Origin of the sequence: Enterobacter soli (assembly GCF_964208575.1) — a bacterium.
In the GTDB taxonomy this organism is placed as follows: Bacteria; Pseudomonadota; Gammaproteobacteria; order Enterobacterales; family Enterobacteriaceae; genus Enterobacter; species Enterobacter soli_A.
In genome coordinates this window covers 29963-54804 of the sequence record NZ_CAXOFU010000018.1, presented here as the reverse complement: position 1 = coordinate 54804, position 24842 = coordinate 29963, and the positions used below count along the sequence as shown (strand labels likewise).

At 56.9% G+C, this 24842-nt stretch carries 26 protein-coding genes; 12 read left to right on the top strand and 14 right to left on the bottom strand.

Going from position 1 to position 24842, the window contains the following annotated elements:
- Window positions 1–145 precede the first annotated feature (145 nt).
- Entirely contained in the window at window positions 146–982 is an 837-nt protein-coding gene (rhaS, locus tag AB6V08_RS17425; RefSeq protein ID WP_368544072.1) for an HTH-type transcriptional activator RhaS, read from the top strand.
- Between the two features lie 73 nt (window positions 983–1055).
- Window positions 1056–1904 (top strand): HTH-type transcriptional activator RhaR, encoded by an 849-nt coding sequence (gene rhaR / locus AB6V08_RS17420; RefSeq protein ID WP_368544071.1) that lies wholly within the window; start codon window positions 1056–1058, stop codon window positions 1902–1904.
- Here rhaR and rhaT read toward each other — a convergent pair whose 3' ends face one another.
- A complete protein-coding gene (gene rhaT, locus AB6V08_RS17415; RefSeq protein WP_368544070.1) occupies window positions 1905–2939 on the bottom strand; it encodes an L-rhamnose/proton symporter RhaT in 1035 nt (344 codons plus the stop codon).
- Between the two features lie 289 nt (window positions 2940–3228).
- On the opposite strand from rhaT, the gene sodA reads away from it, so the two are divergent.
- Window positions 3229–3849: a superoxide dismutase [Mn] gene (gene sodA, locus AB6V08_RS17410; RefSeq protein WP_004203668.1), complete on the top strand. Its 621-nt coding sequence runs from the start codon at window positions 3229–3231 to the stop codon at window positions 3847–3849.
- A 71-nt stretch (window positions 3850–3920) separates the two neighbouring features.
- Window positions 3921–4595 (top strand): 6-hydroxyaminopurine reductase, encoded by a 675-nt coding sequence (yiiM, locus tag AB6V08_RS17405; RefSeq protein WP_368544112.1) that lies wholly within the window; start codon window positions 3921–3923, stop codon window positions 4593–4595.
- 96 nt (window positions 4596–4691) lie between these two features.
- Here yiiM and cpxA read toward each other — a convergent pair whose 3' ends face one another.
- Both cpxA and cpxR read right to left on the bottom strand, forming a co-directional pair.
- Window positions 4692–6065 (bottom strand): envelope stress sensor histidine kinase CpxA, encoded by a 1374-nt coding sequence (gene cpxA, locus AB6V08_RS17400; RefSeq protein WP_368544069.1) that lies wholly within the window; start codon window positions 6063–6065, stop codon window positions 4692–4694.
- A complete protein-coding gene (cpxR, locus tag AB6V08_RS17395) occupies window positions 6062–6760 on the bottom strand; it encodes an envelope stress response regulator transcription factor CpxR (RefSeq protein WP_368544068.1) in 699 nt (232 codons plus the stop codon). The genes cpxA and cpxR overlap by 4 nt, the downstream gene beginning before the upstream one ends.
- A 150-nt stretch (window positions 6761–6910) precedes the next feature.
- Here cpxR and cpxP point away from each other — a divergent pair, with 150 nt between their 5' ends.
- The 6 genes from cpxP to AB6V08_RS17365 all read left to right on the top strand — a co-directional run bounded on the left by cpxP (window position 6911) and on the right by AB6V08_RS17365 (window position 13039).
- On the top strand, window positions 6911–7411 hold the full coding sequence (gene cpxP, locus AB6V08_RS17390) for a cell-envelope stress modulator CpxP (RefSeq protein WP_368544067.1): 501 nt from the start codon (window positions 6911–6913) through the stop codon (window positions 7409–7411).
- A 154-nt stretch (window positions 7412–7565) separates the two neighbouring features.
- Window positions 7566–8459: a CDF family cation-efflux transporter FieF gene (gene fieF, locus AB6V08_RS17385; protein WP_368544066.1), complete on the top strand. Its 894-nt coding sequence runs from the start codon at window positions 7566–7568 to the stop codon at window positions 8457–8459.
- A gap of 174 nt (window positions 8460–8633) precedes the next feature.
- Window positions 8634–9596, top strand: a complete 963-nt coding sequence (gene pfkA, locus AB6V08_RS17380) for a 6-phosphofructokinase (protein ID WP_368544065.1) — start codon at window positions 8634–8636, stop codon at window positions 9594–9596.
- A 221-nt stretch (window positions 9597–9817) separates the two neighbouring features.
- Window positions 9818–10807: a sulfate ABC transporter substrate-binding protein gene (locus tag AB6V08_RS17375; protein WP_368544064.1), complete on the top strand. Its 990-nt coding sequence runs from the start codon at window positions 9818–9820 to the stop codon at window positions 10805–10807.
- Window positions 10808–10917: 110 nt separating this feature from the next.
- Window positions 10918–11661, top strand: a complete 744-nt coding sequence (locus tag AB6V08_RS17370) for a CDP-diacylglycerol diphosphatase (protein ID WP_368544062.1) — start codon at window positions 10918–10920, stop codon at window positions 11659–11661.
- A gap of 73 nt (window positions 11662–11734) precedes the next feature.
- The gene (locus AB6V08_RS17365) at window positions 11735–13039 is read left to right on the top strand and encodes an SLC13 family permease (RefSeq protein WP_368544061.1); all 1305 of its coding nucleotides are present in this window, start codon (window positions 11735–11737) and stop codon (window positions 13037–13039) included.
- 81 nt (window positions 13040–13120) lie between these two features.
- Here AB6V08_RS17365 and tpiA read toward each other — a convergent pair whose 3' ends face one another.
- Window positions 13121–13888, bottom strand: a complete 768-nt coding sequence (tpiA, locus tag AB6V08_RS17360; protein WP_006808674.1) for a triose-phosphate isomerase — start codon at window positions 13886–13888, stop codon at window positions 13121–13123.
- Window positions 13889–13999: 111 nt separating this feature from the next.
- A complete protein-coding gene (locus AB6V08_RS17355) occupies window positions 14000–14596 on the bottom strand; it encodes a DUF1454 family protein (RefSeq protein ID WP_368544060.1) in 597 nt (198 codons plus the stop codon).
- A gap of 113 nt (window positions 14597–14709) precedes the next feature.
- Here AB6V08_RS17355 and AB6V08_RS17350 point away from each other — a divergent pair, with 113 nt between their 5' ends.
- Window positions 14710–15129, top strand: coding sequence for a DUF805 domain-containing protein (locus AB6V08_RS17350; protein WP_368544059.1), 420 nt, complete (start codon window positions 14710–14712; stop codon window positions 15127–15129).
- Here the strand turns inward: AB6V08_RS17350 and fpr are convergent, their stop codons facing one another.
- The 4 genes from fpr to AB6V08_RS17330 form a co-directional block, all read right to left on the bottom strand.
- Window positions 15130–15876 carry a ferredoxin--NADP(+) reductase gene (gene fpr, locus AB6V08_RS17345; RefSeq protein ID WP_368544058.1) on the bottom strand — a complete coding sequence of 249 codons (747 nt, stop codon included), beginning with the start codon at window positions 15874–15876 and terminating at the stop codon, window positions 15130–15132. It abuts the gene before it with no gap.
- A 96-nt stretch (window positions 15877–15972) separates the two neighbouring features.
- A complete protein-coding gene (gene glpX / locus AB6V08_RS17340) occupies window positions 15973–16983 on the bottom strand; it encodes a class II fructose-bisphosphatase (protein WP_368544057.1) in 1011 nt (336 codons plus the stop codon).
- A 159-nt stretch (window positions 16984–17142) separates the two neighbouring features.
- Window positions 17143–18651, bottom strand: coding sequence for a glycerol kinase GlpK (gene glpK, locus AB6V08_RS17335; protein ID WP_368544056.1), 1509 nt, complete (start codon window positions 18649–18651; stop codon window positions 17143–17145).
- A gap of 21 nt (window positions 18652–18672) precedes the next feature.
- On the bottom strand, window positions 18673–19518 hold the full coding sequence (locus AB6V08_RS17330; RefSeq protein ID WP_368544054.1) for an MIP/aquaporin family protein: 846 nt from the start codon (window positions 19516–19518) through the stop codon (window positions 18673–18675).
- 401 nt (window positions 19519–19919) lie between these two features.
- Here AB6V08_RS17330 and zapB point away from each other — a divergent pair, with 401 nt between their 5' ends.
- Window positions 19920–20159 carry a septal ring assembly protein ZapB gene (zapB, locus tag AB6V08_RS17325; RefSeq protein ID WP_368544053.1) on the top strand — a complete coding sequence of 80 codons (240 nt, stop codon included), beginning with the start codon at window positions 19920–19922 and terminating at the stop codon, window positions 20157–20159.
- Between the two features lie 68 nt (window positions 20160–20227).
- Here the strand turns inward: zapB and rraA are convergent, their stop codons facing one another.
- The 5 genes from rraA to ftsN form a co-directional block, all read right to left on the bottom strand.
- Window positions 20228–20713 carry a ribonuclease E activity regulator RraA gene (gene rraA, locus AB6V08_RS17320; protein WP_368544051.1) on the bottom strand — a complete coding sequence of 162 codons (486 nt, stop codon included), beginning with the start codon at window positions 20711–20713 and terminating at the stop codon, window positions 20228–20230.
- A gap of 92 nt (window positions 20714–20805) precedes the next feature.
- Complete coding sequence (menA, locus tag AB6V08_RS17315; RefSeq protein WP_368544050.1) at window positions 20806–21726, bottom strand: 1,4-dihydroxy-2-naphthoate polyprenyltransferase; 921 nt, start codon at window positions 21724–21726, stop codon at window positions 20806–20808.
- Window positions 21727–21794: 68 nt separating this feature from the next.
- Window positions 21795–23129: an HslU--HslV peptidase ATPase subunit gene (hslU, locus tag AB6V08_RS17310; RefSeq protein WP_368544049.1), complete on the bottom strand. Its 1335-nt coding sequence runs from the start codon at window positions 23127–23129 to the stop codon at window positions 21795–21797.
- A gap of 9 nt (window positions 23130–23138) precedes the next feature.
- Complete coding sequence (hslV, locus tag AB6V08_RS17305) at window positions 23139–23669, bottom strand: ATP-dependent protease subunit HslV (RefSeq protein WP_182273270.1); 531 nt, start codon at window positions 23667–23669, stop codon at window positions 23139–23141.
- A gap of 94 nt (window positions 23670–23763) precedes the next feature.
- Window positions 23764–24774, bottom strand: a complete 1011-nt coding sequence (gene ftsN / locus AB6V08_RS17300) for a cell division protein FtsN (RefSeq protein WP_368544048.1) — start codon at window positions 24772–24774, stop codon at window positions 23764–23766.
- Between the last annotated feature and the right edge of the window lie 68 nt (window positions 24775–24842).

The window sequence follows — 24842 nt, the reverse complement described above, 5'->3', positions numbered from 1 at the left end:
TGTGACGCTTGCCGCATTTCCCGATCTTTCCATCTGTTTCTTGAAAAACGGACAGCTTTTGCGTGGATTGCTGCCGAAAATTTAAGGTGAGTCTCGGGAGCCTTAATTACTATTTTGAGAACATTTCTCATTGGTGGGGGCCGCTATGACCGTACTACACAGCGTGGATTTTTTTCCTTCGGGAGGATCGCCCGTCGCGATCGAGCCACGGCTCCCTCAGGCCGCGTTTCCGGAGCATCATCATGATTTTCATGAAATTGTGATCGTGGAGCACGGCACGGGCATTCACGTTTTCAACGGCCAGCCGTACACCATCAGCGGCGGAACGGTGTGCTTCGTGCGCGATCACGATCGGCACTTGTATGAACATACCGACAACCTGTGCCTGACCAACGTGCTCTACCGTTCGCCGGACGCGTTCCAGTTTCTCTCCGGGCTGAACAAGCTTCTGCCGCAGGAGCAGGACGGGCACTATCCGTCGCACTGGCGGGTGAATCAGTCCACGCTGCAGCAGGTACGCCAGCTGGTGAGCCAGATGGAGAACGGCGAAGACGGGCAGGAAACCCACGCCATTGCCACTCGCGAGCTGCTGTTTATGCAGCTGCTGGTGCTGCTGCGCCGCAGCAGCCTGGTGGAGGGGCTGGAGAATAACGACGCCCGGCTCAACCAGCTGATGGCCTGGCTGGAAGACCATTTTGCCGAGGATGTCTGCTGGGAAACGCTGGCGGACGACTTTTCCCTGTCGCTGCGCACCCTGCACCGCCAGCTAAAACAGCACACCGGGCTGACGCCCCAGCGCTACCTCAATCGCCTGCGCCTGATCAAAGCGCGCCACCTGCTGCGCCATACGGACGATAGCGTCACGGACATCGCCTATCGCTGCGGTTTCGGCGACAGTAACCACTTTTCGACCCTTTTTCGCCGGGAGTTTAGCTGGTCGCCGCGCGATATCCGCCAGGGTAAAGACGCGTCGCTTCAGTAACGCGAGGGCAGTCACCGTTTTTTCGCCGCAAAAAGGCTAATAATGTCCGGTTATTCGCCGTCGAGGTTGTGGTGTGGCTGCTCAGTTAATCCTTCGCAAAGATGATTTTTTTGCCTCCGCCGGGCAGGCCGTCGCGGTGGCGGATCGCTATCCGCAAAACGTCTTTGCCGAGCACACCCACGAGTTCTGCGAGCTGGTGCTGGTGTGGCGCGGCAACGGCCTGCACGTCCTTAACGACAGGCCTTACCGCATCACGCGCGGTGATCTGTTTTACATCCGCGCCGAAGACAAACACTCCTACGCGTCGGTGAACGACCTGGTGCTACAGAACGTCATTTACTGCCCCGACAGGCTGCGGCTTAACCTTGACTGGGCGGCGAATATCCCCGGCTTTGACGGCGCAAAAAGCGCCCCGCACTGGCGCCTGAGCAGCAGCGGCATGAGTGCGGTGCGGCAGGTTATCTCCCAGCTTGAGCAGGAGAGCCAGAAAAACGATCCCCTCGCCAACCCGATGGCAGAGCTGCTTTTCGCCCAGCTGGTGATGACCCTCAAACGCTATCGCTATGCCACCGACAACCCTTCCGCCACCGAACAGGAAGCCTTGCTCGATAAGCTCATCACCATCCTGGCGGGCAGCCTCAACAAAAGCTTTGTGCTGGAGAAGTTCTGCGAACAGGAGCAGTGCAGCGAGCGGGCGTTGCGCCAGCAGTTTCGCACCCAGACCGGGATGACGGTAAACCACTACCTGCGCCAGCTGCGCATCTGCCACGCCCAGTATCTGCTGCAACATACGGAGCTGATGGTCAGTGAGGTGGCAATGCGCTGCGGCTTTGAAGACAGTAACTACTTTTCGGTGGTGTTTAACCGCGAGGTGGGGATGACGCCGGTTCAGTGGCGTCATCGTAGTCGAAAAGCGGCGTAATCAGTTCGCCATGCCGAGGCCAACGATATTGGCCGCGATGATAATCACCACGCAGCCCAGGCTCAGCACGCCCACCGGACGACGCCCGGCGTTGTTCCACTCTTTCAGGATCAGGCCCACCACGCCGCCGCACAGCACGTAGAAGCTCATGTGCAGCATCCAGCTCATGTAGTCGTACTGCGCCGGAATGCTGGCGTGGCCCCAGGCGTAAAAGAAGAACTGCAAATACCACATCAGGCCGCCGAGGGTGGAGAGCAGCACGTTGGTGATAATCAGCGGTTTTGCGATAGAGAAGTCGGCTTTTACCGACAGGTTTTTCACTTTTGCCAGACGAATGATGCAGAAGCCGAGGTTCACCAGCGCGCCGCCGCCCATGATCACCACGTAGCTTGGCAGCGCAACGTACAGCGGGTCGACGCCCAGCGCGGCAGCCGCTTCATGCATCGGCTTCGCGGCGTTCATCGCAAACGACATGCCCGCCGAGAAAATACCGCACATCACCGCCAGCATCAGGCCTTTCTTCAGGTTGAACTCTTCGGCCTTAATGCCCATCTTGCGCTCTTTGAGCTGGCCCGCGCGGGTGACAATCCCTACGCCGATCACCGCAACAAACACGCCGAGCAGCGTCATCCGCCCGCCTTCGGTGTTGATCAGCACGTCAAAGTTGCCGTTGATGATGGGCGTCATCAGGGTGCCGACAATCAGCGTAATGCCAATCGCGATGCCGATGCCCATCGACATGCCGAGATAGCGCATGGTGAGGCCGTAGTTGATGTTACCGATGCCCCACATCGCGCCAAACAGAAACACTGGCAGCAGGGTGGAGGCGCTAAAAGAAGAGAAATAGCCCCAGAAATCGGGCAGCAGCATGGCGCTGATGGTCCAGGGCAAAATCAGCCATGAGACCGTCCCGCCAACGGACCACATGGTTTCCCATGACCAGTGTTTAACCTTTTTAAACGGGGCATAGAAACAGGCTGCACTGGCTGCGCCTATCAAATGCCAGAAAATACCCATCGTAATCGCATGATTCATTTTTACGTCCTCATCGTTTTTATATGTCGGTGGCTTCCCGCCGACTTGATGAGTGTAAAAATTAGGCGGATTGGGAACCTTCAGAAGGTTGCCGCACTTTCGTTTGGGATGGCAATCAACGCGTTAACCGCGTGAGCAGACTCACAATTTCGGCATTAACCGGAATTCGAATAACCTTATAAAAACTACGGCATTGATAATCATTTTCAATATCATTTAATTAACTATAATGAACCAACTGCTTACGCGGCATTAACAGCTGTGCCGCCCGACACTAATGGAGAGGATTATGAGTTATACACTGCCATCCCTGCCGTATGCCTACGACGCACTGGAACCGCATTTCGACAAGCAGACGATGGAAATCCATCACACTAAACACCACCAGACCTACGTAAACAACGCGAACGCAGCGCTGGAAAGCCTGCCAGAATTCGCCAACCTGTCTGCTGAAGAGCTGATCACCAAGCTGGACCAGCTGCCAGCGGACAAGAAAACCGTTCTGCGCAACAACGCAGGTGGTCACGCTAACCACAGCCTGTTCTGGAAAGGTCTGAAAACCGGTACTACCCTGCAAGGCGACCTGAAAGCCGCTATCGAGCGCGACTTCGGTTCCGTTGATAACTTCAAAGCGGAATTCGAAAAAGCTGCAGCTACCCGTTTCGGCTCCGGCTGGGCGTGGCTGGTACTGAAAGGTGACAAACTGGCGGTTGTTTCTACCGCTAACCAGGACTCCCCGCTGATGGGCGAAGCGATCTCTGGCGCATCCGGCTTCCCAATCCTGGGCCTGGACGTGTGGGAACACGCATACTACCTGAAGTTCCAGAACCGTCGCCCTGACTACATCAAAGCCTTCTGGGATGTGGTGAACTGGGACGAAGCAGCAGCGCGTTTCGCCGCTAAAAAATAAGGTTGCATTGCTGCCTGTGAGAAGCGAGTCTGATGGCTCGCTTTTTTTGTATCTGCGTAATGGAGGCAGCGATGCATTACCCGGTGAATGTGTTTACAGGCAAGGTCAGGGAGTACGACGGCAGCCGCCCGAGCGCCATCGCCAAAATTCAGGTCGACGGTGAGCTGACGTTAACCGACCTCGGGCTTGCGGGTGACGAGCAGGCCGAGAAGAAAATCCACGGCGGGCCCGAGCGCGCGCTGTGCCACTATCCGCGCGAGCATTATCAGCACTGGATAGCGGAATTCCCCGAACAGGCGGATCGGTTTGTCGCGCCTGCGTTCGGCGAGAATCTCTCCACCGACGGGCTAACCGAGAAAAACGTGTTTATCGGCGATATCTTCCGCTGGGGCGATGCCCTGATACAGGTGACGCAGCCGCGCTCGCCGTGCTTCAAGCTTAACTACCATTTCGGCATTGAGGATATGTCTGCCCGGCTGCAGGCGGCGGGCAAAACCGGCTGGCTGTACCGCGTGGTGCTGGCAGGGCGGGTATCGGCGGATGCGCCGCTGGTGCTGGCGTCACGCCTGAGCGATGTCTCCGTGTATGAGGCTTGCGCCATTGCCTGGCATATGCCGTTCGATGACGAGCAGTATCATCGCCTGCTGTCGGCGGCGGGGTTATCGACCAGCTGGACAAGAACGATGCAGAAGCGGCGGATTAGCGGCAAGATTGAGGATAATTCGCGGAGATTGTGGGGAAGATAACCCCTCACCCCGGCCCTCTCCCCAAAGGGGCGAGGGTGAAAAAACGCACCGAGCAATCCCCTCTCCCCTATGGGGAGAGGGTTAGGGTGAGGGGGATTACGCCCGCTTATACAGCGGCAGCCACAGCGTTAACCGCAGCCCACCCAGCGGGCTGTCGTCGGCTTTCACCCAGCCACGGTGCTGCTGCATCGCGGTTTCAACAATTGCCAGACCCAGCCCCGTGCCGCCCGATTCGCGGTCGCGCGCCTCGTCGGTACGGTAGAACGGACGGAAAATCTGCTCCCTGTCTTCCGGGCTAACGCCAGGGCCGTCGTCGTCAACAATGACGGTGATACCGTCTTTATCCACAGAGAACGCCACCTCAATCTTCGTATGCGAATAGCGAAGGGCGTTGCGCACGATGTTCTCCAGCGCGCTCTCCAGCGTGTTCGGGTTACCGTACAACGGCCACGGCCCCGGCGGGAAGTTAACGGTGAACGACTTGCCCATCTGCTCGGCTTCGAACGCGGCGTTGTCCAGCACCTCATGCCACAGGTGGTTGGCCTTCACCGTTTCGCTCACCAGCGCGTTTTTCTGCTGGTTGCGCGACATCACCAGCAGATCGTTGATCATGCTGTCCAGACGGTGCGCTTCCGTTTCAATACGCTCCAGCTCTTTGCTCTCTCCGCTACGGCGACGCAGCAGCGCGGTGCCAAGCTGCAGGCGCGTGAGCGGGGTGCGCAGCTCATGCGAAATATCCGACAGCAGGCGCTGCTGGGCGGTCATCATCCTGTCCAGCGCGGTCACCATCTGGTTGAAGCTGGTGCCGGCGGCCAGGAACTCCTGCGGCCCGGCTTCCAGCTCCGGGTGCTGTCTCAGGTTGCCCTGCGCCACTTCGTCGGCGGCGTTTTTCAGCTTACGCGCCGGTTTTGCCAGGCTCCACGCCAGCCACAGCAGCAGCGGGGAACTGACCAGCATCGTGACGATCAGCAGCAGCAGCGGACGGTCAAACAGCAGGTTGATAAAGTCGGACTGGGAATTGCTCGCAGGGCGAATCAGGTAGAGCTGGTAATTGTCTTCCCCATCCCGCACCGAGAAGGGGCCGACCATTTCTACCCGACCGTATTTTTTCTTCTGAGGGTGATCGGCGTTATCCGCCTGGCCAATGAAGTTACGGATAATCTGCATTTCATTGCGATCGGCCCCGATGACGCGGCCTTCGCTGGTCACCAGCAGCAGGCGTTGCCCGGGCGGCGCCCACTTGTCGATAGCGCGAAACAGCCTGCGCCACCACATCAAATCATTCGGCGGATCGTTTGCCAGCTCGGCTTCCACGTGCTGCTCGATCATCACGCCCTGACGTTGCTCGCTGTCGAGCAGCTCCGTCATTTGGCGTGAGTCGAGTTTTGGCAACATCAAAACGAGCATTAAAACCAGTGCCAGCGTCAGCCAGAAGATGGCGAAGATGCGGGCGGTTAAGCTGCCTATCATGAAGCGGAAACCATCAGATAACCGCGTCCACGCAGGGTTTTAAACCACGGGTGACCGTCTTTGCGTTCCGGCAATTTACGGCGCAGGTTAGAGATATGCATATCGATAGCGCGGTCAAATGGCGTCAGGCGTTTGCCCAGCACTTCCTGGCTCAGATGTTCACGCGATACCACCTGGCCAAGATGCTGCGCCAGCAGATAAAGCAGGGTGAACTCGGTGCCGGTCAGTTCCAGGATCTGGCCGTCGAAGCTCGCTTCCTGGCGGCCCGGATTCAGGCTCAGGGAGTCAACTTCCAGCGTAGGCGAGCTGTTGTCGGTATTCTGCTGCTGTTCGCTCCAGTGAGAACGACGCAGGATAGCGCGAATACGGGCGACCAGTTCGCGGTCGTTGAACGGCTTAGGTAAATAGTCATCCGCACCCAGCTCAAGGCCAAGTACGCGGTCAAGTTCGCTGCCGCGCGCGGTCAGCATAATGACGGGGGTCTGGTGTGTCTGGCGAAGCTCTTTTAACGTATCAATGCCGTTTTTCTTCGGCATCATGACATCGAGCAAAAGTAAATCGATGCTGTCGTCAAGGAGACTCAGCGCCTGTTCGCCATCATGGGCTACCAGGACGTTGAAACCTTCCATGTCGAGCAACTCCTTTAAAAGGGATGTGAGCTCTCGGTCATCATCAACTAACAGGATTTTATTCATTGTTTAAATACCTCCGAGGCAGAAATTACGACATCAAGGCTATCTAATCCATGACTTTACGTTGTTTTACACCCCCTGACGCATGTTTGCAGCCTGAATCGTAGACTGTCTCTCGTTGAATCGCGACACGAAAGATTTTGGGAGCAAGTGATGCGCAAAGTTACCGCTGCCGTCATGGCCTCAACGCTGGCGTTCAGTGCGTTTAGCCAGGCTGCCGTAACGATCACCGGCGACAACGGGCTCTCGGGAGAGGGCGCAACGCAGAACAGCAGCCAAAGCCATATGTTTGACGGCATAAGTTTAACCGAACATCAGCGTCAACAGATGCGAGATCTGATGCAGAGGGCAAGACACGAACAGCCCCCTGTTAATGTTAGCGAAATGGAGACAATGCATCGCCTTGTCACCGCAGAAAATTTTGACGAAAGCGCTGTGCGCGCTCAGGCAGAAAAAATGGCGCAAGTACTGGTTGCCCGCCAGGTCGAAATGGCCCGGGTTCGTAACCAAATGTTCCATCTGCTATCGCCCGAGCAGCAAGCGGTTTTGAACGAGAAACATCAGCAACGAATGGATCAGTTGCGTGAGGTTGCACGGATGCAGCGAAGCTCAGATACGACGCTTTTCAGTAGCAATACCCGTAGTAACCAGTAAAACCCTGTTTTCCTTGCCATAGACACCATCCCTGTCTTCCCCCACATGATGTGGGGGTTTTTTTTGTCCTTTGTTCAGCTTTGTTAACCGTTTATTCATCCTTAGACTCCCCGGGCATCCGTTATACTAGCGGCATGGCATGACAGGAGTGTTTATGAATCAAACCTATGGACGGCTGGTTAGCCGGGCCGCAATTGCCGCGACGGTGATGGCGTCGTGTTTGTTGATTATCAAAATTTTCGCGTGGTGGTATACCGGGTCGGTCAGTATTCTGGCGGCGCTGGTGGATTCACTCGTGGATATTGCCGCGTCGCTGACTAACCTTCTGGTAGTGCGTTACTCGCTGCAACCGGCGGATGAAGAGCACACTTTTGGACACGGCAAGGCGGAATCGCTGGCGGCGCTGGCGCAAAGTATGTTTATTTCTGGCTCTGCGCTGTTCCTGTTTTTGACCGGTATTCAGCATCTGGTCTCCCCAACCCCGATGAACGATCCGGGCGTGGGCGTTGCGGTGACGGTCATTGCACTTATTTGCACTTTGGTTCTTGTAACGTTCCAGCGCTGGGTGGTTCGAAAAACGCAAAGCCAGGCTGTACGGGCAGATATGCTTCATTATCAGTCTGATGTTATGATGAATGGCGCAATTCTTATTGCGCTCGGCCTTGCCTGGTATGGCTGGCATCGTGCCGATGCATTATTCGCGTTAGGGATTGGGATCTATATTTTGTATAGCGCCCTGCGCATGGGGTACGAAGCGGTGCAATCGCTGCTCGATCGTGCGCTTCCCGACGCAGAACGTGATGAAATTTATACCATCGTGACATCCTGGCCTGGCGTCAGCGGTGCCCACGATCTTCGTACGCGGCAGTCAGGGCCGACCCGCTTTATTCAGATTCATTTGGAAATGGAAGACAACCTGCCATTGGTTCAGGCGCATTTGGTGGCTGAGCAGGTAGAGCAGGCGATTTTGCAGCGTTTTCCTGGTTCAGACGTCATCATCCACCAGGATCCCTGTTCAGTCGTACCAAGACATTTTGAGCTTTCGTAATTCGTTGTAAAAAAGTGAGCCAGGCCAGCATTTTGTGTAGAAAATACCGCCATTTGGTCTGACCTGAATCAATTCAGCTGGAAGTGATTGATATACTATTTGCAGTATTCGTTGGTCGAGCAGTTTCTTCCGGCAACAGATTTCAATTTTGCATTCCTAAGTTCAGAGGTAGTCATGATTAAGAAAATCGGTGTGTTGACAAGCGGCGGTGATGCGCCGGGCATGAACGCGGCAATTCGTGGGGTTGTCCGTGCAGCGCTGACGGAAGGTCTGGAAGTTTTTGGCGTCTATGACGGTTATCTGGGCCTGTATGAAGATCGCATGGTTCAGCTCGACCGCTACAGCGTGTCAGACATGATTAACCGTGGCGGTACTTTCCTCGGCTCCGCGCGCTTCCCGGAATTCCGTGACGAACACGTTCGTGAAGTGGCTATCGAGAACATGAAGAAGCGTGGCCTGGACGCACTGGTTGTTATCGGTGGTGACGGTTCCTATATGGGTGCAAAACGTCTGACTGAAATGGGCTTCCCGTGCATCGGTCTGCCGGGCACCATCGACAACGACATCAAAGGCACCGACTACACCATCGGCTACTTCACCGCGCTGGGTACCGTTGTTGAAGCGATTGACCGCCTGCGTGACACCTCTTCTTCTCACCAGCGTATCTCCATCGTTGAAGTGATGGGCCGTTACTGCGGTGACCTGACTCTGGCTGCGGCTATCGCCGGTGGCTGTGAGTTCGTGGTGGTTCCGGAAGTGGAATTCAGCCGTGAAGACCTGGTGAACGAAATCAAAGCCGGCATCGCAAAAGGTAAGAAACACGCGATCGTGGCGATCACCGAGCACATCTGCGACGTTGACGAGCTGGCGAAGTACATCGAAACCGAAACCAAGCGCGAAACCCGCGCAACCGTACTGGGTCACATTCAGCGCGGCGGTTCCCCAGGCCCTTACGACCGTATCCTGGCGTCCCGTATGGGCGCGTACGCTATCGAACTGCTGCTGCAGGGGCACGGCGGTCGCTGCGTCGGTATTCAGAACGAAAAACTGGTTCACCATGACATCATCGATGCGATTGAAAACATGAAGCGTCCGTTCAAAGGTGACTGGTTAGACTGCGCGAAAAAACTGTACTGAGCCGGGTAACGGCAAGGTAAATGCAAAACGGCAACCCTCGGGTTGCCGTTTTTTATGGTTGCTCCCTCTCCCGTGGGAGAGGGTTGGGGTGAGGGCATCAGACCGCTCATCTCCCTCTTTTATTCCTCTACGTTATAGCCAATCTTTTTTTATTCTTTAATCATCGGTTCTCTTTCTGGCACGCTGCATTCATCAAAAACACAACATAAGAGAGCTGGGCGATGAATAAGTGGGGAGTGGGGTTAACGTTATTGCTGGCATCGACCAGCGTTCTGGCTAAGGACATCCAGTTACTGAACGTGTCGTACGATCCGACGCGTGAACTGTACGATCAATACAACAAAGCGTTCGCGGCGCACTGGAAACAGGAAACCGGCGACAACGTGGTGGTTCGCCAGTCGCACGGCGGCTCCGGTAAGCAGGCGACGTCGGTAATCAACGGCATTGAGGCCGACGTGGTTACCCTGGCGCTGGCCTACGACGTGGATGCCATCGCTGAGCGCGGTCGTATCGATAAAAACTGGATCAAACGCCTGCCGGACAACTCCGCGCCTTACACATCGACCATCGTTTTCCTGGTTCGCAAAGGCAACCCAAAACAAATTCATGACTGGAACGACCTGATCAAGCCGGGCGTTTCCGTTATCACGCCAAACCCGAAAAGCTCCGGCGGCGCACGCTGGAACTACCTGGCGGCCTGGGGCTACGCGCTGCACCACAACAACGGCGATCAGGCGAAAGCTCAGGAGTTCGTGAAGGCGCTGTTTAAAAACGTGGAAGTGCTGGACTCCGGCGCGCGTGGCGCAACCAACACCTTCGTTGAGCGCGGCATCGGCGACGTGCTGATTGCGTGGGAAAACGAAGCCCTGCTGGCGACCAAAGAGCTGGGCAAAGACAAGTTTGAAATCGTGACCCCAAGCGAATCGATCCTCGCGGAGCCAACGGTTTCTATCGTCGACAAAGTGGTTGAGAAGAAAGACACCAAAGCGGTGGCGGAAGCCTACCTGAAGTATCTCTACTCGCCGGAAGGCCAGGAAATTGCGGCGAAGAACTTCTACCGTCCGCGCGATCCGGCTGTTGCGAAGAAATACGAAGGGGAATTCCCGAAACTGAAACTCTTCACCATTGACGATGAGTTTGGCGGCTGGACGAAAGCGCAGAAAGAGCACTTCTCTAACGGCGGCACGTTTGACCAGATCAGCAAGCGCTAAGCGCTGAGAAAGAACGACACGGTGACCCGGCGCGAGAAATCCGCCGGGTTTTTTATTTGGTCATCATTTTGCGTTACTCTTTCACGTCAAATGGATACGGGGAACGCGCTGTGAAAAAGAGTATTGTATTGATTGTGGTCATCGTGGTGCTCGCCGCTGGCGGCTGGTGGTGGATGAAGTCCGGCAACCCAAACGCATTACGCCATATCGTTCTTGACCAGTGCGTGCCGAACCAGCTGCAAAACCGTAACCCGGCGCCCTGCGCGCAGGTTAAGCCGGATGCGGGCTACGTGGTGTTTAAGGACCGCAACGGGCCGCTGCAGTACCTGCTGATGCCGACCTACCGCATCAACGGCACGGAAAGCCCGCTTCTGACCGAGTCCCACACGCCAAACTTCTTCTGGCTGGCGTGGCAGTCGCGCAGCTTTATGAGCATGAAGCGCGGAACGGAGGTGCCGGACAGCGCGATCTCGCTGACCATCAACTCCCCGACCGGCCGCACACAAAACCATTTCCATATTCATATCTCCTGCTTGCGTCCGGACGTCCGCGAAAAGCTTAATGCCAGTCAGGGGCAAATCAGCACCCAATGGCTGCCGTTCCCCGGCGGGCTGGAAGGGCACGAGTATCTCGCGCGCCGCGTCACGGAAAACGAGCTGGTACAGCGCAGTCCGTTCATGATGCTGGCGGAAGAGCTGCCGGAAGCGCGCGACCACATGGGGCGCTTCGCGCTGGCAATGGCGCAGCAGTCGGATGGCTCGTTTGTCCTGCTGGCGACCGAGCGTAACCTGCTTGCCCTTAACCGCGCGTCGGCTGAGGAATTACAGGATCATCAATGCGATATCCTGAATTGACCCCACCATAAATAGCGTTTACTCGCGCTGCCTGTCGCCGTAGACTTGCTGAAAAAATCTACAGGAGACAGGTATGTCGCTCTGGTTTACTCACCCTCTGTTCCTGCCTTCACTGATTGTCGGCGTCACCATCGTGCTGTGGGCGACGTCGCTGCTGCCGGAGTTTCTCACCGCGCTGCTGTTCTTCACCGTGGCGATGGCCGCCAAAATCGCGCCGCCGGAGGTTATCTTCGGCGGCTTTGCGTCGTCGGCGTTCTGGCTGGTGTTCAGCGGGTTTGTGCTCGGCGTGGCGATCCGCAAGACCGGCCTGGCGGATCGCGCTGCCCGGGCGCTGTCGGCCAAACTCACCGACTCCTGGCCGCTGATGGTGGCGAGCGTGGTGCTGTTGAGCTACGCGCTGGCCTTCGTCATGCCGTCGAACATGGGGCGTATCGCGCTGCTGATGCCGATCGTCGCGGCGATGGCAAAACGCGCCAGCATTGCCGACGGCTCGCGCGCCTGGTTTGGTCTGGCGCTGGCGGTCGGTTTCGGCACGTTCCAGCTTTCAGCGACCATTCTGCCCGCTAACGTGCCGAACCTCGTCATGAGCGGCGCGGCGGAAGGATCTTACGGTATTCATCTGAACTATGTCCCCTATCTGCTGCTGCATACGCCTGTGCTCGGTCTTCTCAAGGGACTGATCCTGATAGGCCTTATCTGCTGGCTGTTCCCCGGCAGCCCGAAACCCGCGCGCGATCTCGCCGCGCCGGAACCGATGGGCCGTGACGAAAAACGCCTCGCCTGGCTGCTGGCGGTGGTGCTGGTGATGTGGGTGACGGAGAGCTGGCACGGTATCGGCCCGGCGTGGACCGGGCTGGCGGCGTCGGTCATTGTGCTGCTGCCGCGCGTTGGTTTTATCACCGGCGAAGAGTTTTCGACGGGAGTGAACATGCGCACCTGTATCTACGTGGCGGGCATTCTGGGGCTGGCGATAACCGTGACGCAAACCGGAATCGGTGCCGCCGTGGGCGACGCGCTGCTGCACGTCATGCCGCTGGACGCCGACAGGCCGTTCACCAGCTTCCTGGCGCTGACCGGGATCACCACCGCGCTTAACTTCATCATGACCGCCAACGGCGTTCCGGCGCTGTACACCACGCTCGCACAGAGCTTCTCGGACGCGACGGGCTTTCCGCTGCTGTCGGTGATTATGATTCAGGTTCTGGGGTATTCCACGCCGCTGCTGCCGTATCAGGCTTCACCGATTGTGGTGGCAATGGGATTAGGGAAGGTGCCGGCAAGGGCGGGGATGTTGCTCTGCGTGGCGCTGGCGATCGCGACCTATCTGGTGCTGCTGCCGCTGGATTATCTGTGGTTTAGCGTGCTGGGACAGCTGTAAAAAAGCCCGGTGGCGTTAACGCTTACCGGGCCTACAGAACCGCAGGGCGGGTGAGCGAAGCGCCACCCGCCACAAAGGCGATTACGCCTGTTTAGCGGCTTCTGCTGCTTTAACGATCACCGCGAAAGCGTCTGCTTTCAGGGATGCACCGCCAACCAGCGCGCCGTCGATGTCCGGCTGGGTGAACAGCTCTGCTGCGTTAGACGCGTTTACGGAACCGCCGTACTGGATGATCACTTGCTCAGCCACTTTCGCGTCTGCTTTAGCAATGTGGTCACGGATGAATTTGTGAACGGCCTGCGCCTGCGCTGGGGTTGCAGATTTGCCAGTACCGATTGCCCATACTGGTTCGTAAGCGATTACAGCGCCTTCGAACGCTGCTGCGCCCTGAGTTTTCAGCACCGCGTCGATCTGACGTGCGCACACTTCTTCCGTTTTGCCCGCTTCGTTTTCTGCTTCGGTTTCACCGATGCAGAGAACCGGGATCAGACCCTGCTCTTTCAGCACGGCGAATTTCTTCGCGATGAACTCGTCAGACTCTTTGTGATAGGTACGACGCTCAGAGTGACCGATGATGATGTATTTCGCACCGATATCTTTCAGCATTTCAGCGGAGGTTTCACCGGTGAATGCGCCAGACAGGTTAACGTCAACGTTCTGCGCGCCCAGTACGATGTGGCTGCCGTCAGCGGCGCGTTTAGCCAGATCCAGGTACATATCCGGCGGAGCGATAGCAACCGCACAGCCTGTTACGCCAGCCAGCTCTTTACGCAGGTTAGCAACCAGCTCGTTTACCATGTGGCGGCTGCCGTTCAGTTTCCAGTTACCCATCACTAAAGGATGTCGCATTTCAATTCTCCACGCTAAATAAGCGAATTAAGGAATATGGCCACCCGGACGGGCAGCATGGTCTGTGAATCAGTATAGAGATTTTCCCTCGAAAGGCTTTGCTTTTTGTCATTAATTCGCCCCGCCGAGAGAGTCAGATAGCGCAAGCTTAATCGGTTCAACAGCGAAGGTCAGTCCCTTTTCGCCGTTATCTGCGACAACATAGCGAACTGCCCCTTCGGTGTCGGTGTAATAGCGTTTGTTTTTACCGGCGGCCAGGAGTTTTTGCAGCTTTTGCTGGCTTTGCGCTTTGGTCAACGCCGGGGTAAAGGCGTGTAAAATGGCGCTCATGTACTCCTGCGCTTTCGCCTTCGCGGCCTTTTGCTCCGGCCCCTGAATCGGCAGCCAGGTTATCTGCATACTTTTGATTTTGAGCGTTCCGCGCTCCAGCGCGGTGGACGCATACAGATTTTCATTAATTTTGCTGGCGGCACGGGTCAGGGTTGGCGTATCGCGTGCGCCGTCAATCGCGCGGAACTCATCCAGTGCCAGCGTAGGATTGTCACGGTTAAAGGCTTCGCGAAACTGGCTTATCGACTGATCGAACGAAGGCGCACCCGCCAGCAGGTAAGGGGCGGTTGCCGGTGCGGAGGTTTCGGCGGCGTGCAGAGCAAGGCTGGCACCCAGCAGGGTTACGCTGAGTAAAAGGGAGTGTGCTGAAATTTTCATCAATGGAATCCCTGGCCGTCGTTGCTCATGATTAAAACGATATCTGGTCGGCTTGTCAAAAGGTCACAACTCCAGGGTAAAATGCGCGCAATATAATAATGAAGGAACCTTACATGACCATACAGCAGTGGCTGTTTTCATTCAAAGGGCGTATTGGACGCCGTGATTTTTGGATCTGGATGGTGACGTGGATCGTCGCCATGCTGCTCCTGTTTTTCGTGGCCTACAATGCCTGGCTAAGCACGCAGACCGCGGCGTTTGCGCTGGTATGCCTGCTGTGGCCGACGTCGGCGGTGGTGGTAAAACGCCTGCACGACCGGGGGCGTTCCGGGGCGTGGGCATTTCTGATTGTGCTGGCGTGGATGCTGGTGGCAGGAAACTGGTCAATGCTTCCGTCCATCCTGCCCTGGGTCGTTGGGTTGCTGCTGCCAACGATTATCTTCGTGATGATGATTATCGATCTGGGCGCGTTTATTGGCACCCAGAGCGAAAATAAGTACGGGAAAGATACCCTTGAAGTGAAGTATCGCTGATTACCAGTAGTGTTCAGCGGTCATATGGCCCGGTCGGCGACGAAGATGTTTGGTCATCTGCCGGGTGTCCTTCAGAAGCTGCTGCGTATCCCGAACCATCTGCGGGTTGCCGCACAGCATCACGTGGCTGGTTTCAACGTTCATCGGCAAACCGACCGCGTCCTCTAAAGCTCCGCTTTCAATCAGCGCCGGGACGCGCCCGGTCAGCGAGCCTGCTGCGGTTTCGCGGCTGACCACGGTCTGAATTTTCAGCTTTCCGCCGTACTGCTGCTCCAGCTCCTGCATTTGCGGCAGATAGCTCAGGTCAGCGGCATAGCGCGCGGCGTGAACCAGCACGATGTTTTTGAATCGCTCCAGGTCTTTGCCGTACTGCAAAATAGAGAGATAAGGCCCGATGGCGGTACCGGTAGCCAGCATCCACAGGGTGTCGCAGTCCGGAATTTCGTCCAGCACGAAGAAACCCGCCGCTTCGCTGACAATCTGCACATCGTCGCCGGGCTTCAGCGCGGCAAGGCGCGGGCTGAGTTTGCCGTCCGGCACGGTAACAAGATAAAACTCGAGGTCAGGGTTATCAGGCGCGTTGACGTACGAATAGGCGCGCTGCACGCGTTCGCCGTCGACGTCCAGCCCCAGCTTCGCAAACTGCCCGGCCGTAAACGGGTGAACGGGAGCATGGACGGTGAGACTAAATAGCGCATCGGTCCAGAACTGTATCTTTGTGACTTTACCTGTTACCCAGTCCGCCATGATCTTCTCCTGTGCTGTTTCTCTGCTCTATCTTCCGTACTTGTGGTGAAGATTTCCAGCCCATTCGGGCCGGAAAGCTCTATCGATCAAACGGTTTTACAGAATGTGCGTCTGCACGTCCGGGTCTTTGCGATCGAGATAGTGGATAGACTGAATGCGACGAATGGTGCGCGATTTACCGCGGATCAGCAGCGTTTCGGTGGTCGCCATGTTGCCCTTGCGGGTGATGCCGTCCAGCAGATCGCCTTTGGTAATGCCGGTGGCGGAAAAGACCACGTTATCGCTGCGCGCCATGTCGTTGAGCGCGAGAACTTTATTGGCCTCGATGCCCATCGCCGCGCAGCGCGCCAGCTCGTCTTCACCGATGCGGCGGTTCTCTTCGCTGTCGCCTTTGACGTCATGACGCGCCAGCAGACGCGCCTGCATGTCGCCGTCCAGCGCGCGGATCACCGCCGCCGACACCACGCCTTCCGGCGCGCCGCCAATGCCGTAAAGCACGTCCACTTCGCTGTCCGGCATGCAGGTCAGAATGGAGGCCGCCACGTCGCCGTCAGGAATGGCAAACACGCGCACGCCGAGCGTCTGCATCTGGGCGATGGTGGCGTCGTGGCGCGGCTTCGCCAGAATGGTCACGGTGAGTTCGCTAAGGGGTTTGTTCAGGGCTTTCGCCACGTTGCGCAGGTTCTCTTCCAGCGGCAGGCTGAGGTCGATAGCGCCCTTCGCGCCCGGGCCGACAATCAGCTTTTCCATGTACATATCCGGCGCGTTGAGGAAGCAGCCCTTATCGCCCACGGCCAGCACCGCTAAGGCGTTCGCCTGGCCCATGGCCGTCATGCGGGTGCCTTCGATCGGATCGACCGCGATATCCACGGCGTCGCCTTTGCCCGTACCGACTTTTTCACCGATATAGAGCATCGGCGCTTCGTCGATCTCGCCTTCGCCAATCACGATGGTGCCGTCGATATTGACCTGGTTGAGGACAATGCGCATGGCATGGACGGCCGCGCCGTCAGCGGTATTTTTGTCGCCACGACCCAGCCATTTATAGCCTGCCAGTGCGGCAGCTTCGGTGACGCGGGAAAACTCGATAGCCAGTTCACGTTTCATGAGGTACTCGTGCAGTCAAAAGGAATTGCACGAAGTTTAACACAGAGAAGTGAGGGGGAGGGGTGGTGCGGTCTGAGCCCCTCACCCTAACCCTCTCCCCAAAGGGGCGAGGGTGTTCTAAGTCCCCTCTCCCCTTTGGGGAGAGGGCTGGGGTTTGGATTACTCTTCGTGCTCTTCCCACGCCAGCGCGCGTTTCACCGCTTTTTTCCAGCCGCTGTAGCGGTAGTTACGCTCGGTGGTTTCGATGCCCGGACGGAACTCACGCTCGATCACCGCTTTCTCCTGCAGCTCGTCCAGGTTCTGCCAGAAGCCGACCGCCAGACCCGCGAGGTAAGCCGCGCCCAGCGCCGTCACTTCACGCACTTCCGGGCGCTCCACGCGGGTGCCCAGGATGTCGGACTGGAACTGCATCAGGAAGTTGTTAGCCACCGCGCCGCCGTCCACGCGCAGGGCGTGCAGACGAATGCCGGAGTCAGCCTGCATCGCTTCCAGCACGTCGCGCGTCTGGTAGGCGATGGATTCCAGCGTCGCACGGATGATGTGGTTAGAGTTCACGCCGCGCGTCAGGCCGAAAATCGCGCCGCGGGCATACGGATCCCAGTACGGCGCGCCCAGACCGGTGAACGCAGGCACCACGTACACGCCGTTGGTGTCTTTCACTTTGGTCGCAAAGTACTCGGAGTCGAAGGCGTCGCTGATGAGCTTCATCTCGTCGCGCAGCCACTGAATCGACGCCCCCGCCATGAACACCGCGCCTTCCAGGGCATAGTTCACTTCGCCGCGCGGGCCGCAGGCGATGGTGGTCAGCAGGCCGTTTTCTGATTTCACCGCTTTCTCGCCGGTGTTCATCAGCATAAAGCAGCCGGTGCCGTAGGTGTTTTTCGCCATCCCTTCTTTCACGCACAGCTGGCCGAAAAGAGCCGCCTGCTGGTCACCGGCGATCCCGGCGATTGGAATACGCGTGCCGCCCTTACCGCCGATGTTGGTCTGGCCGTACACTTCGGAAGACTTACGCACGTCCGGCAGCATGGCGCGCGGGATGTCCAGCGCGTCCAGCATCTTGTCATCCCACTCCAGGGTGTTGATGTTGAACAGCATGGTACGCGAGGCGTTGGTGTAGTCGGTGACGTGGACGCGCCCCTGGGTCATCTTCCAGATAAGCCAGGTATCGACCGTACCGAACAGCAGCTCGCCGCGTCTTGCACGCTCGCGCGAGCCTTCCACGTGGTCGAGGATCCACTTCACTTTGGTGCCGGAGAAATACGGGTCAATCACCAGACCGGTGGCGCTACGGATGTACTCTTCCATGCCGTCGCGCTTCAGCTTTTCGCAGATCTCCGCGGTACGGCGACACTGCCAGACGATAGCGTTATAAATCGGCTTACCGGTTTCGCGCTCCCACACCACGGTGGTTTCACGCTGGTTGGTGATGCCGATGGCGGCAATCTCGTCGGAACTGATATCGGCTTTTGCCAGCACTTCGACCAGCGTGGAGCTTTGTGACGCCCAGATTTCCATCGGGTCATGCTCAACCCAGCCTGGACGAGGGTAAATTTGCTCGAATTCGCGCTGTGACACGCTGACGATGTTCGCGTCATGATCCATTACGACAGCGCGGGAGCTGGTAGTGCCCTGGTCGAGCGCAACGATATATTTTTTTTCGGTCATGGTTTTAGTCCCGTAGTCAGATTACAGCGAAGCTTTTTGTTGCGCGGCAGAAGTCGTTTCCTTCTCCTCTTCCACGCAGGTGTCGCACGGTAAGTGGCGACCAATGAGTTTGCGATAGCCAAATGCGCCCAGCGCAGCCCCTACGATGGGCCCGAACAGCGGCACCAGGAAGTAAGGAATGTCTTTGCCGCCGGTGAAGGCCACGTCGCCCCATCCCGCAAAGAAAGCGAAGGTTTTCGGGCCTAAATCACGCGCCGGGTTCATCGCAAAGCCGGTTAATGGGCCCATGGATGCACCGATAACGGCAATCAGCAGGCCAATCAGCAGCGGCGCCAGCGGGCCGCGCGGGATGCCGTTGCCATCATCGCCCAGGGCCATAATGACGCCCATCAGAATAGCGGTAATGACCATTTCAACTGCGAACGCCTGCACAAAATTGATATGCGGGTTTGGATAGGTTGAGAAAATACCTGCCAGATCCAGACTTTCGACGCTGCCGCGCACCATATGATGCGTCTGTTCGAAGTCGATGAAAAGATTGTAATAAAGCCCGTAAACTAACGCCGCTGCGCAAAAGGCGCCGGCAAATTGCGAAATGATAAAAGGCGCCACTTTGCGTCCGTCGAAGCACGCAAACAGCCACAGCGCGATGGTCACCGCCGGGTTAAGATGTGCACCGGAAACCCCGGCGGTCAGGTAGATGGCCATCGCCACGCCCAGACCCCAGATGATACTGATTTCCCACTGACCAAAAGTAGCACCCGCCACTTTCAGTGCAGCGACACAGCCCACTCCGAAGAATATCAACAACCCGGTACCAAGGAACTCGGCAATGCACTGGCCTTTTAAGGTTGATGTCTGACTCATAATCGGAATCCTGAAGAAGATTGAATGATTTATTGTTAGCGTGGTAGCCCGTGACAGCCACGATGTCCTGTAGACATACTGTTAATTTATCGTTAACGAGCAAAAACGAGAAATATCGAAATTAAAATGTGTGGTCTTCGTCAATAAAATGAGCGTTTTCGAGCCATAAAGCGCGTTTTTGCATCAGATTGATAATGTGAGCTGAATCATTTCATTAACCTATATGTTAACAATTTAGGGGTATGTGACGCGAACGCACCAGGATGAGGCCGAAAAGTGTTGCAAACCGCGATCTGCGCGGCGTGCTGCTGGACAGGGGCGGCGGGGCTTCATACAATCGGCACTATAATTACGCGCGTTTACGTTAAAGCGTCGCCTTGCAATTCAGGAGAGGTAGGATCATGTCTTTAGAAGTGTTTGAGAAACTGGAATCGAAAGTACAGCAGGCGATTGACACCATCACGCTGCTGCAAATGGAAATTGAAGAGCTGAAAGAGAAAAACAACTCGCTGGCGCAGGAAGTACAGACTGCTCAGCACAGCCGTGAAGAGCTCGAGCGCGAAAACAACCAGCTGCGTGAACAGCAGAATGGCTGGCAGGATCGCCTGCAGGCGCTGCTGGGGCGTATGGAAGAGGTTTAATTTCTTACGGGAAAGAGAACTGATTCAAAGTAGGCCGGGTAAGGCGTTGCCGCCACCCGGCTTTTTTATTACTCGATATCCAGCGGATCTTCAGAAAGGATAATGCCGGTGTTGTCGGCGTAGAGGTGGTCGCCGGAGAAGAAGGTCACGCCGCCGAAATTGACGCGAACGTCGCTTTCGCCGATCCCTTCACCCGCTGCGCCCGCGGGAATCGCCGCGATGGCCTGAATGCCGATATCCAGCTCTTCCAGATCGTCGACCTGGCGAACGGAGCCGTATACCACAATGCCTTCCCACTCGTTCTGCGCGGCAAGGCGGGCAAGATCGGCGTCAATCAATGCGCGACGCGTAGACCCGCCGCCGTCGACCAGCAGAATGCGGCCCCGGCCGTTCTGTTCGAGCAAGTCGTACAGCAACCCGTTATCCTCGAAACATTTCACCGTGATGATTTGTCCGCCAAACGACGACCGTCCACCAAAGTTGGAGAACAGCGGTTCAACGACGTTGACATCTTCCTGGTAGATGTCACAAAGTTCGGATGTATCATATTTCATAGGCTTAACGCTCTGTTGCTGCGAGTGATTTCAGTATATCGCGCGAAACGCATTGTTGGCAAAATCATCAATTGTTAATTGATATTTGTCAGTTAACGCAGCGTCTGACTTAAGATTATTCCAATAACAAACAACAGGTTAGTGAGCAATGCGCCTTTTACCGTGCGTTCGAGCATCGGCGGCATAGCGGTCGGGCTGAGTTCGCGCATCACGAAACGCGCCTGCTTCACCAGCAGCGGTGCGGCCAGAATAAACAGCCAGCCCCACGGGCTGTGAAGCGATATCACATTAAACAGCGCCAGACACACCAGCGCGCCAATCAGCAGGCAGGCGTGATACCGACGGGCATTCACCGGCCCCAGGCGCACCGCCAGCGTGTTTTTGCCGTTCTCACGGTCGCTGTCGATATCGCGCAGGTTGTTGATGTTCAGCACTGCCGTCGCCAGCAAACCGCAGGCCGTTGCGGGCAGGAACAGGGCAGGGATCAGCGTATGAGCCTGTAAGTACCAGCTCCCCATCACGCTCAGCCAGCCGAAGAAGACCAGCACGGAAATATCCCCCAGACCAATGTATCCGTAAGGGCGCGTGCCGACGGTGTAGGTAATGGCGGCGATAATGGCGAGCAGGCCCAGCACCAGAAAACCAATAAAATCGCTGGTGGTTTTAGAGGCCACGGTCACCAGCGCCAGGCCGGATAAACAAATGAGTACCACGGTGATAATCAGCGCGCGCTTCATCTGTGCCTGGGTAATAACCCCTTTCTGCATCCCGCGCAGCGGCCCGATACGATCCGGCTTGTCGCTGCCTTTAACGGCATCGCCATAATCGTTGGCGAGGTTCGAGAGGATTTGCAGCAGCCCGGCGGTAATCAGCGCCAGTCCGGCGACCAGCGGGTCGAAATACCCTTGCCACCACGCGAGCGCGGAGCCCACGATAATCGCGGCAAATGCCAGAGGAAGTGTTTTAGGACGCAGACTTTCGAGCCACGCCTGAGTACGGCTGATATCAGTCATAGTTATTTAGCCAATAAAAATGGGGCTTTTCAGCCCCATTAACAGTGATGAGAATGCAGTAACCGCGATTATAGGATAAAACGGCTCAGATCTTCATCTGCCACTAACGCATCCAGATGTTTACTCACATAATCTGCGTCGATGGTAATGCTTTGACCGTTGAGGTCGCTGGCATCGTAAGAGATATCTTCCACCAGACGTTCCAGAACGGTGTGCAGACGACGCGCACCGATGTTTTCGGTGGTTTCGTTCACCTGCCATGCGGCCTGGGCAATACGTTTGATACCGTCTTCGGTGAACTCGAGGTTCACGCCTTCGGTCGCCATCAGCGCTTTGTACTGTACGGTAACGGAGGCGTTTGGCTCGGTCAGGATACGTTCGAAGTCTTCGGTGGTCAGCGCCTGCAGCTCAACGCGGATTGGCAGACGACCCTGCAGTTCCGGGATCAGGTCAGACGGGCTGGCAACCTGGAACGCACCGGAGGCGATGAACAGGATGTGGTCCGTTTTGACCATGCCGTGCTTGGTGGACACGGTGCAGCCTTCGACCAGCGGCAGCAGGTCGCGCTGAACGCCTTCGCGGGACACGTCCGGGCCGGAGCTGTTGCCGCCGCGCTTACAGATTTTGTCGATTTCGTCGATAAACACGATGCCGTGCTGCTCAACCGCGTCGATAGCGTCCTGCTTCAGCTCTTCCGGGTTCACCAGCTTCGCCGCTTCTTCTTCAATCAGCAGCTTCATCGCGTCTTTGATTTTCAGCTTACGCGCTTTCTGCTTCTGGCCGCCCAGGTTCTGGAACATGGACTGCAGCTGGCTGGTCATCTCTTCCATGCCAGGAGGCGCCATGATTTCAACGCCCATCGGCGCGGCAGCGAGATCGATCTCAATCTCTTTGTCGTCCAGCTGGCCTTCACGCAGTTTCTTGCGGAACGCCTGACGCGCGGCAGAAGGCTCCTGCTGTTGTTCAGCCTGGCCCCAGTTGTTTTTCGCCGGTGGGATCAGCACGTCGAGAATACGCTCCTCGGCCATCTCTTCGGCGCGATAGCGGTTTTTCTCGATGGCCTGAACGCGCACCATTTTGATTGCAGAGTCGGTCAGATCGCGGATGATGGAATCCACTTCTTTACCCACATAGCCCACTTCGGTGAACTTGGTGGCTTCGACTTTGATGAACGGCGCGTTTGCCAGCTTCGCCAGACGACGGGCGATTTCGGTTTTACCGACGCCGGTCGGGCCGATCATCAGAATGTTTTTCGGAGTCACTTCGTGACGCAGCTCTTCGTCGAGCTGCATACGGCGCCAGCGGTTACGCAGGGCGATAGCCACGGAGCGCTTGGCGTTATCCTGGCCGATAATGTGTTTGTTCAGTTCGCTGACAATTTCGCGTGGGGTCATTTCAGACATGGGAGATCCTTACGCTTTAGACGGTAATTCTTCGATGGTGTGGTTGTGGTTGGTATAGATGCAGATATCACCTGCAATATCCAACGCCTTCACAGCGATATCGCGCGCGTTCATGTCGGTGTTTTCCAACAGAGCACGGGCTGCGGCCTGGGCGTATGGGCCGCCGGAGCCGATAGCAATCAGATCGTTTTCTGGCTGAATGACGTCACCGTTCCCGGTGATGATCAGCGAAGCCGTTTCATCGGCCACCGCCAGCAGCGCTTCAAGCTTGCGCAGCATACGGTCGGTACGCCAGTCTTTCGCCAGCTCAACGGCGGCTTTCACCAGATGACCCTGGTGCATTTCCAGCTTGCGTTCAAACAGTTCAAACAGCGTGAAGGCATCAGCCGTACCGCCCGCAAAACCGGCGATGACTTTGTCGTTGTACAAACGACGCACTTTTTTCACGTTGCCTTTCATGACGGTATTACCCAGCGTGGCCTGGCCATCACCGGCAATTACCACCTGGCCGTTACGGCGTACACTTACTATTGTTGTCACGAGCAGACCCCCTGGTTACAGAATCGGGAAACAGAAGCCCTGAGCCAGTGCTCAGGGCTGAATAGAATGATAGATGGGGGGGATTTTGGGGGTTTCAACCCCCGGAGGCGAGTCGAATGCAGTTTGTGTGACCCGCAACCTTCAAACGGGAGATCGTGCCGTCGGCATTCTCTTTGCCTTTGACCGGGCCAATCACCACGCGATTCCAGCCGTTGTTGGTGGTAATGCGTGAGTCAAACCCTTCGAATGCCAGCTGAGCTCGTACCGTTTCGGCCTGCTCTGCGCCTTTAAACGAACCGCACTGCACCATCCAGCGGCGTTCGTCTTTTTTCTCCGCCGTTTGCTTTGGTGCTTCCGTTTCTTTTGTTACCGGCGCGGCCTGCTGGGTCTTCGGCTGCTGCGCGGCGGTGTGCGCTGGCGTTTGCAGCAGATCCTGGTATGGCTGAGCCGTTTGCTTTTGCGGCTGCGCTTTCGGCTGCTGCGCTGGCTGCGTTTGCGCGGTACGCGTTTGCTGCTGCGGCTGCTGATACGGCTGTTCCGTCACGCGCGGCTGCGTGCGGGGCTGCTGCTGCACCGGCTGGGTTTGCGCCCACTGCTGCTGCTGTTGTTGCTGCTGGATCTGTGCCTGACGCTGGCGCTGCAGCTGCAACGTTTGCTGGCGCTGCGCTGGCGTTTGTTCGTTCCACGGCACTTCGTTCAGCTGCGTAGGCTGCTGGCGCATATCGGCCTGCATCTGTGCCAGAAGCTGGCGCTGTTCGTCCGTAAGCTGGTCGGCATTTTTCACTTCACCCCCGGCAGACGGCTCGGTAGGCGCACGCACGCCGGGCTGGCGGCTCTCAAGTTCTTTGATGTAGCGCCAGCGTTCTTCAGGTTTTGGCGGTAGGCCATTCCCGGCAACTTTGTTGCCCTGAAGCGCCTCAGCCTCTTCTTTCTTATGGTGAGTGATAAAGTACAGGCCACCGATAAAGGCCACCAGTACGGCCGCGGCAATAGCGACCATTGCCGGAGAGACAGCAGGCAGGCTACGTTGCTTATTCCTTGAGCTACTCTTTTTGCGTCGCGAAGGTGCCGGCTGGCCGCGACGTACATAATCTCGTTGTGCCACTATCGTTTCGCTGTATTTATTCGTTCGTCAGCCCGCCATGTTACTTAAGCGGCGGGGCTTTGACCAGA

Bases quoted from the DNA above. Each gene is read 5' to 3' on its own strand.
- rhaS (WP_368544072.1), top strand. From the start codon at position 146: ATGACCGTACTACACAGCGTGGATTTTTTTCCTTCGGGAGGATCGCCC.
- rhaT (WP_368544070.1), bottom strand. From the start codon at position 2,939: ATGAATCATGCGATTACGATGGGTATTTTCTGGCATTTGATAGGCGCA.
- sodA (WP_004203668.1), top strand. From the start codon at position 3,229: ATGAGTTATACACTGCCATCCCTGCCGTATGCCTACGACGCACTGGAA.
- yiiM (WP_368544112.1), top strand. From the start codon at position 3,921: ATGCATTACCCGGTGAATGTGTTTACAGGCAAGGTCAGGGAGTACGAC.
- cpxA (WP_368544069.1), bottom strand. From the start codon at position 6,065: ATGATAGGCAGCTTAACCGCCCGCATCTTCGCCATCTTCTGGCTGACG.
- cpxR (WP_368544068.1), bottom strand. From the start codon at position 6,760: ATGAATAAAATCCTGTTAGTTGATGATGACCGAGAGCTCACATCCCTT.
- cpxP (WP_368544067.1), top strand. From the start codon at position 6,911: ATGCGCAAAGTTACCGCTGCCGTCATGGCCTCAACGCTGGCGTTCAGT.
- fieF (WP_368544066.1), top strand. From the start codon at position 7,566: ATGAATCAAACCTATGGACGGCTGGTTAGCCGGGCCGCAATTGCCGCG.
- pfkA (WP_368544065.1), top strand. From the start codon at position 8,634: ATGATTAAGAAAATCGGTGTGTTGACAAGCGGCGGTGATGCGCCGGGC.
- AB6V08_RS17375 (WP_368544064.1), top strand. From the start codon at position 9,818: ATGAATAAGTGGGGAGTGGGGTTAACGTTATTGCTGGCATCGACCAGC.
- AB6V08_RS17365 (WP_368544061.1), top strand. From the start codon at position 11,735: ATGTCGCTCTGGTTTACTCACCCTCTGTTCCTGCCTTCACTGATTGTC.
- tpiA (WP_006808674.1), bottom strand. From the start codon at position 13,888: ATGCGACATCCTTTAGTGATGGGTAACTGGAAACTGAACGGCAGCCGC.
- AB6V08_RS17355 (WP_368544060.1), bottom strand. From the start codon at position 14,596: ATGAAAATTTCAGCACACTCCCTTTTACTCAGCGTAACCCTGCTGGGT.
- AB6V08_RS17350 (WP_368544059.1), top strand. From the start codon at position 14,710: ATGACCATACAGCAGTGGCTGTTTTCATTCAAAGGGCGTATTGGACGC.
- fpr (WP_368544058.1), bottom strand. From the start codon at position 15,876: ATGGCGGACTGGGTAACAGGTAAAGTCACAAAGATACAGTTCTGGACC.
- glpX (WP_368544057.1), bottom strand. From the start codon at position 16,983: ATGAAACGTGAACTGGCTATCGAGTTTTCCCGCGTCACCGAAGCTGCC.
- glpK (WP_368544056.1), bottom strand. From the start codon at position 18,651: ATGACCGAAAAAAAATATATCGTTGCGCTCGACCAGGGCACTACCAGC.
- AB6V08_RS17330 (WP_368544054.1), bottom strand. From the start codon at position 19,518: ATGAGTCAGACATCAACCTTAAAAGGCCAGTGCATTGCCGAGTTCCTT.
- zapB (WP_368544053.1), top strand. From the start codon at position 19,920: ATGTCTTTAGAAGTGTTTGAGAAACTGGAATCGAAAGTACAGCAGGCG.
- rraA (WP_368544051.1), bottom strand. From the start codon at position 20,713: ATGAAATATGATACATCCGAACTTTGTGACATCTACCAGGAAGATGTC.
- menA (WP_368544050.1), bottom strand. From the start codon at position 21,726: ATGACTGATATCAGCCGTACTCAGGCGTGGCTCGAAAGTCTGCGTCCT.
- hslU (WP_368544049.1), bottom strand. From the start codon at position 23,129: ATGTCTGAAATGACCCCACGCGAAATTGTCAGCGAACTGAACAAACAC.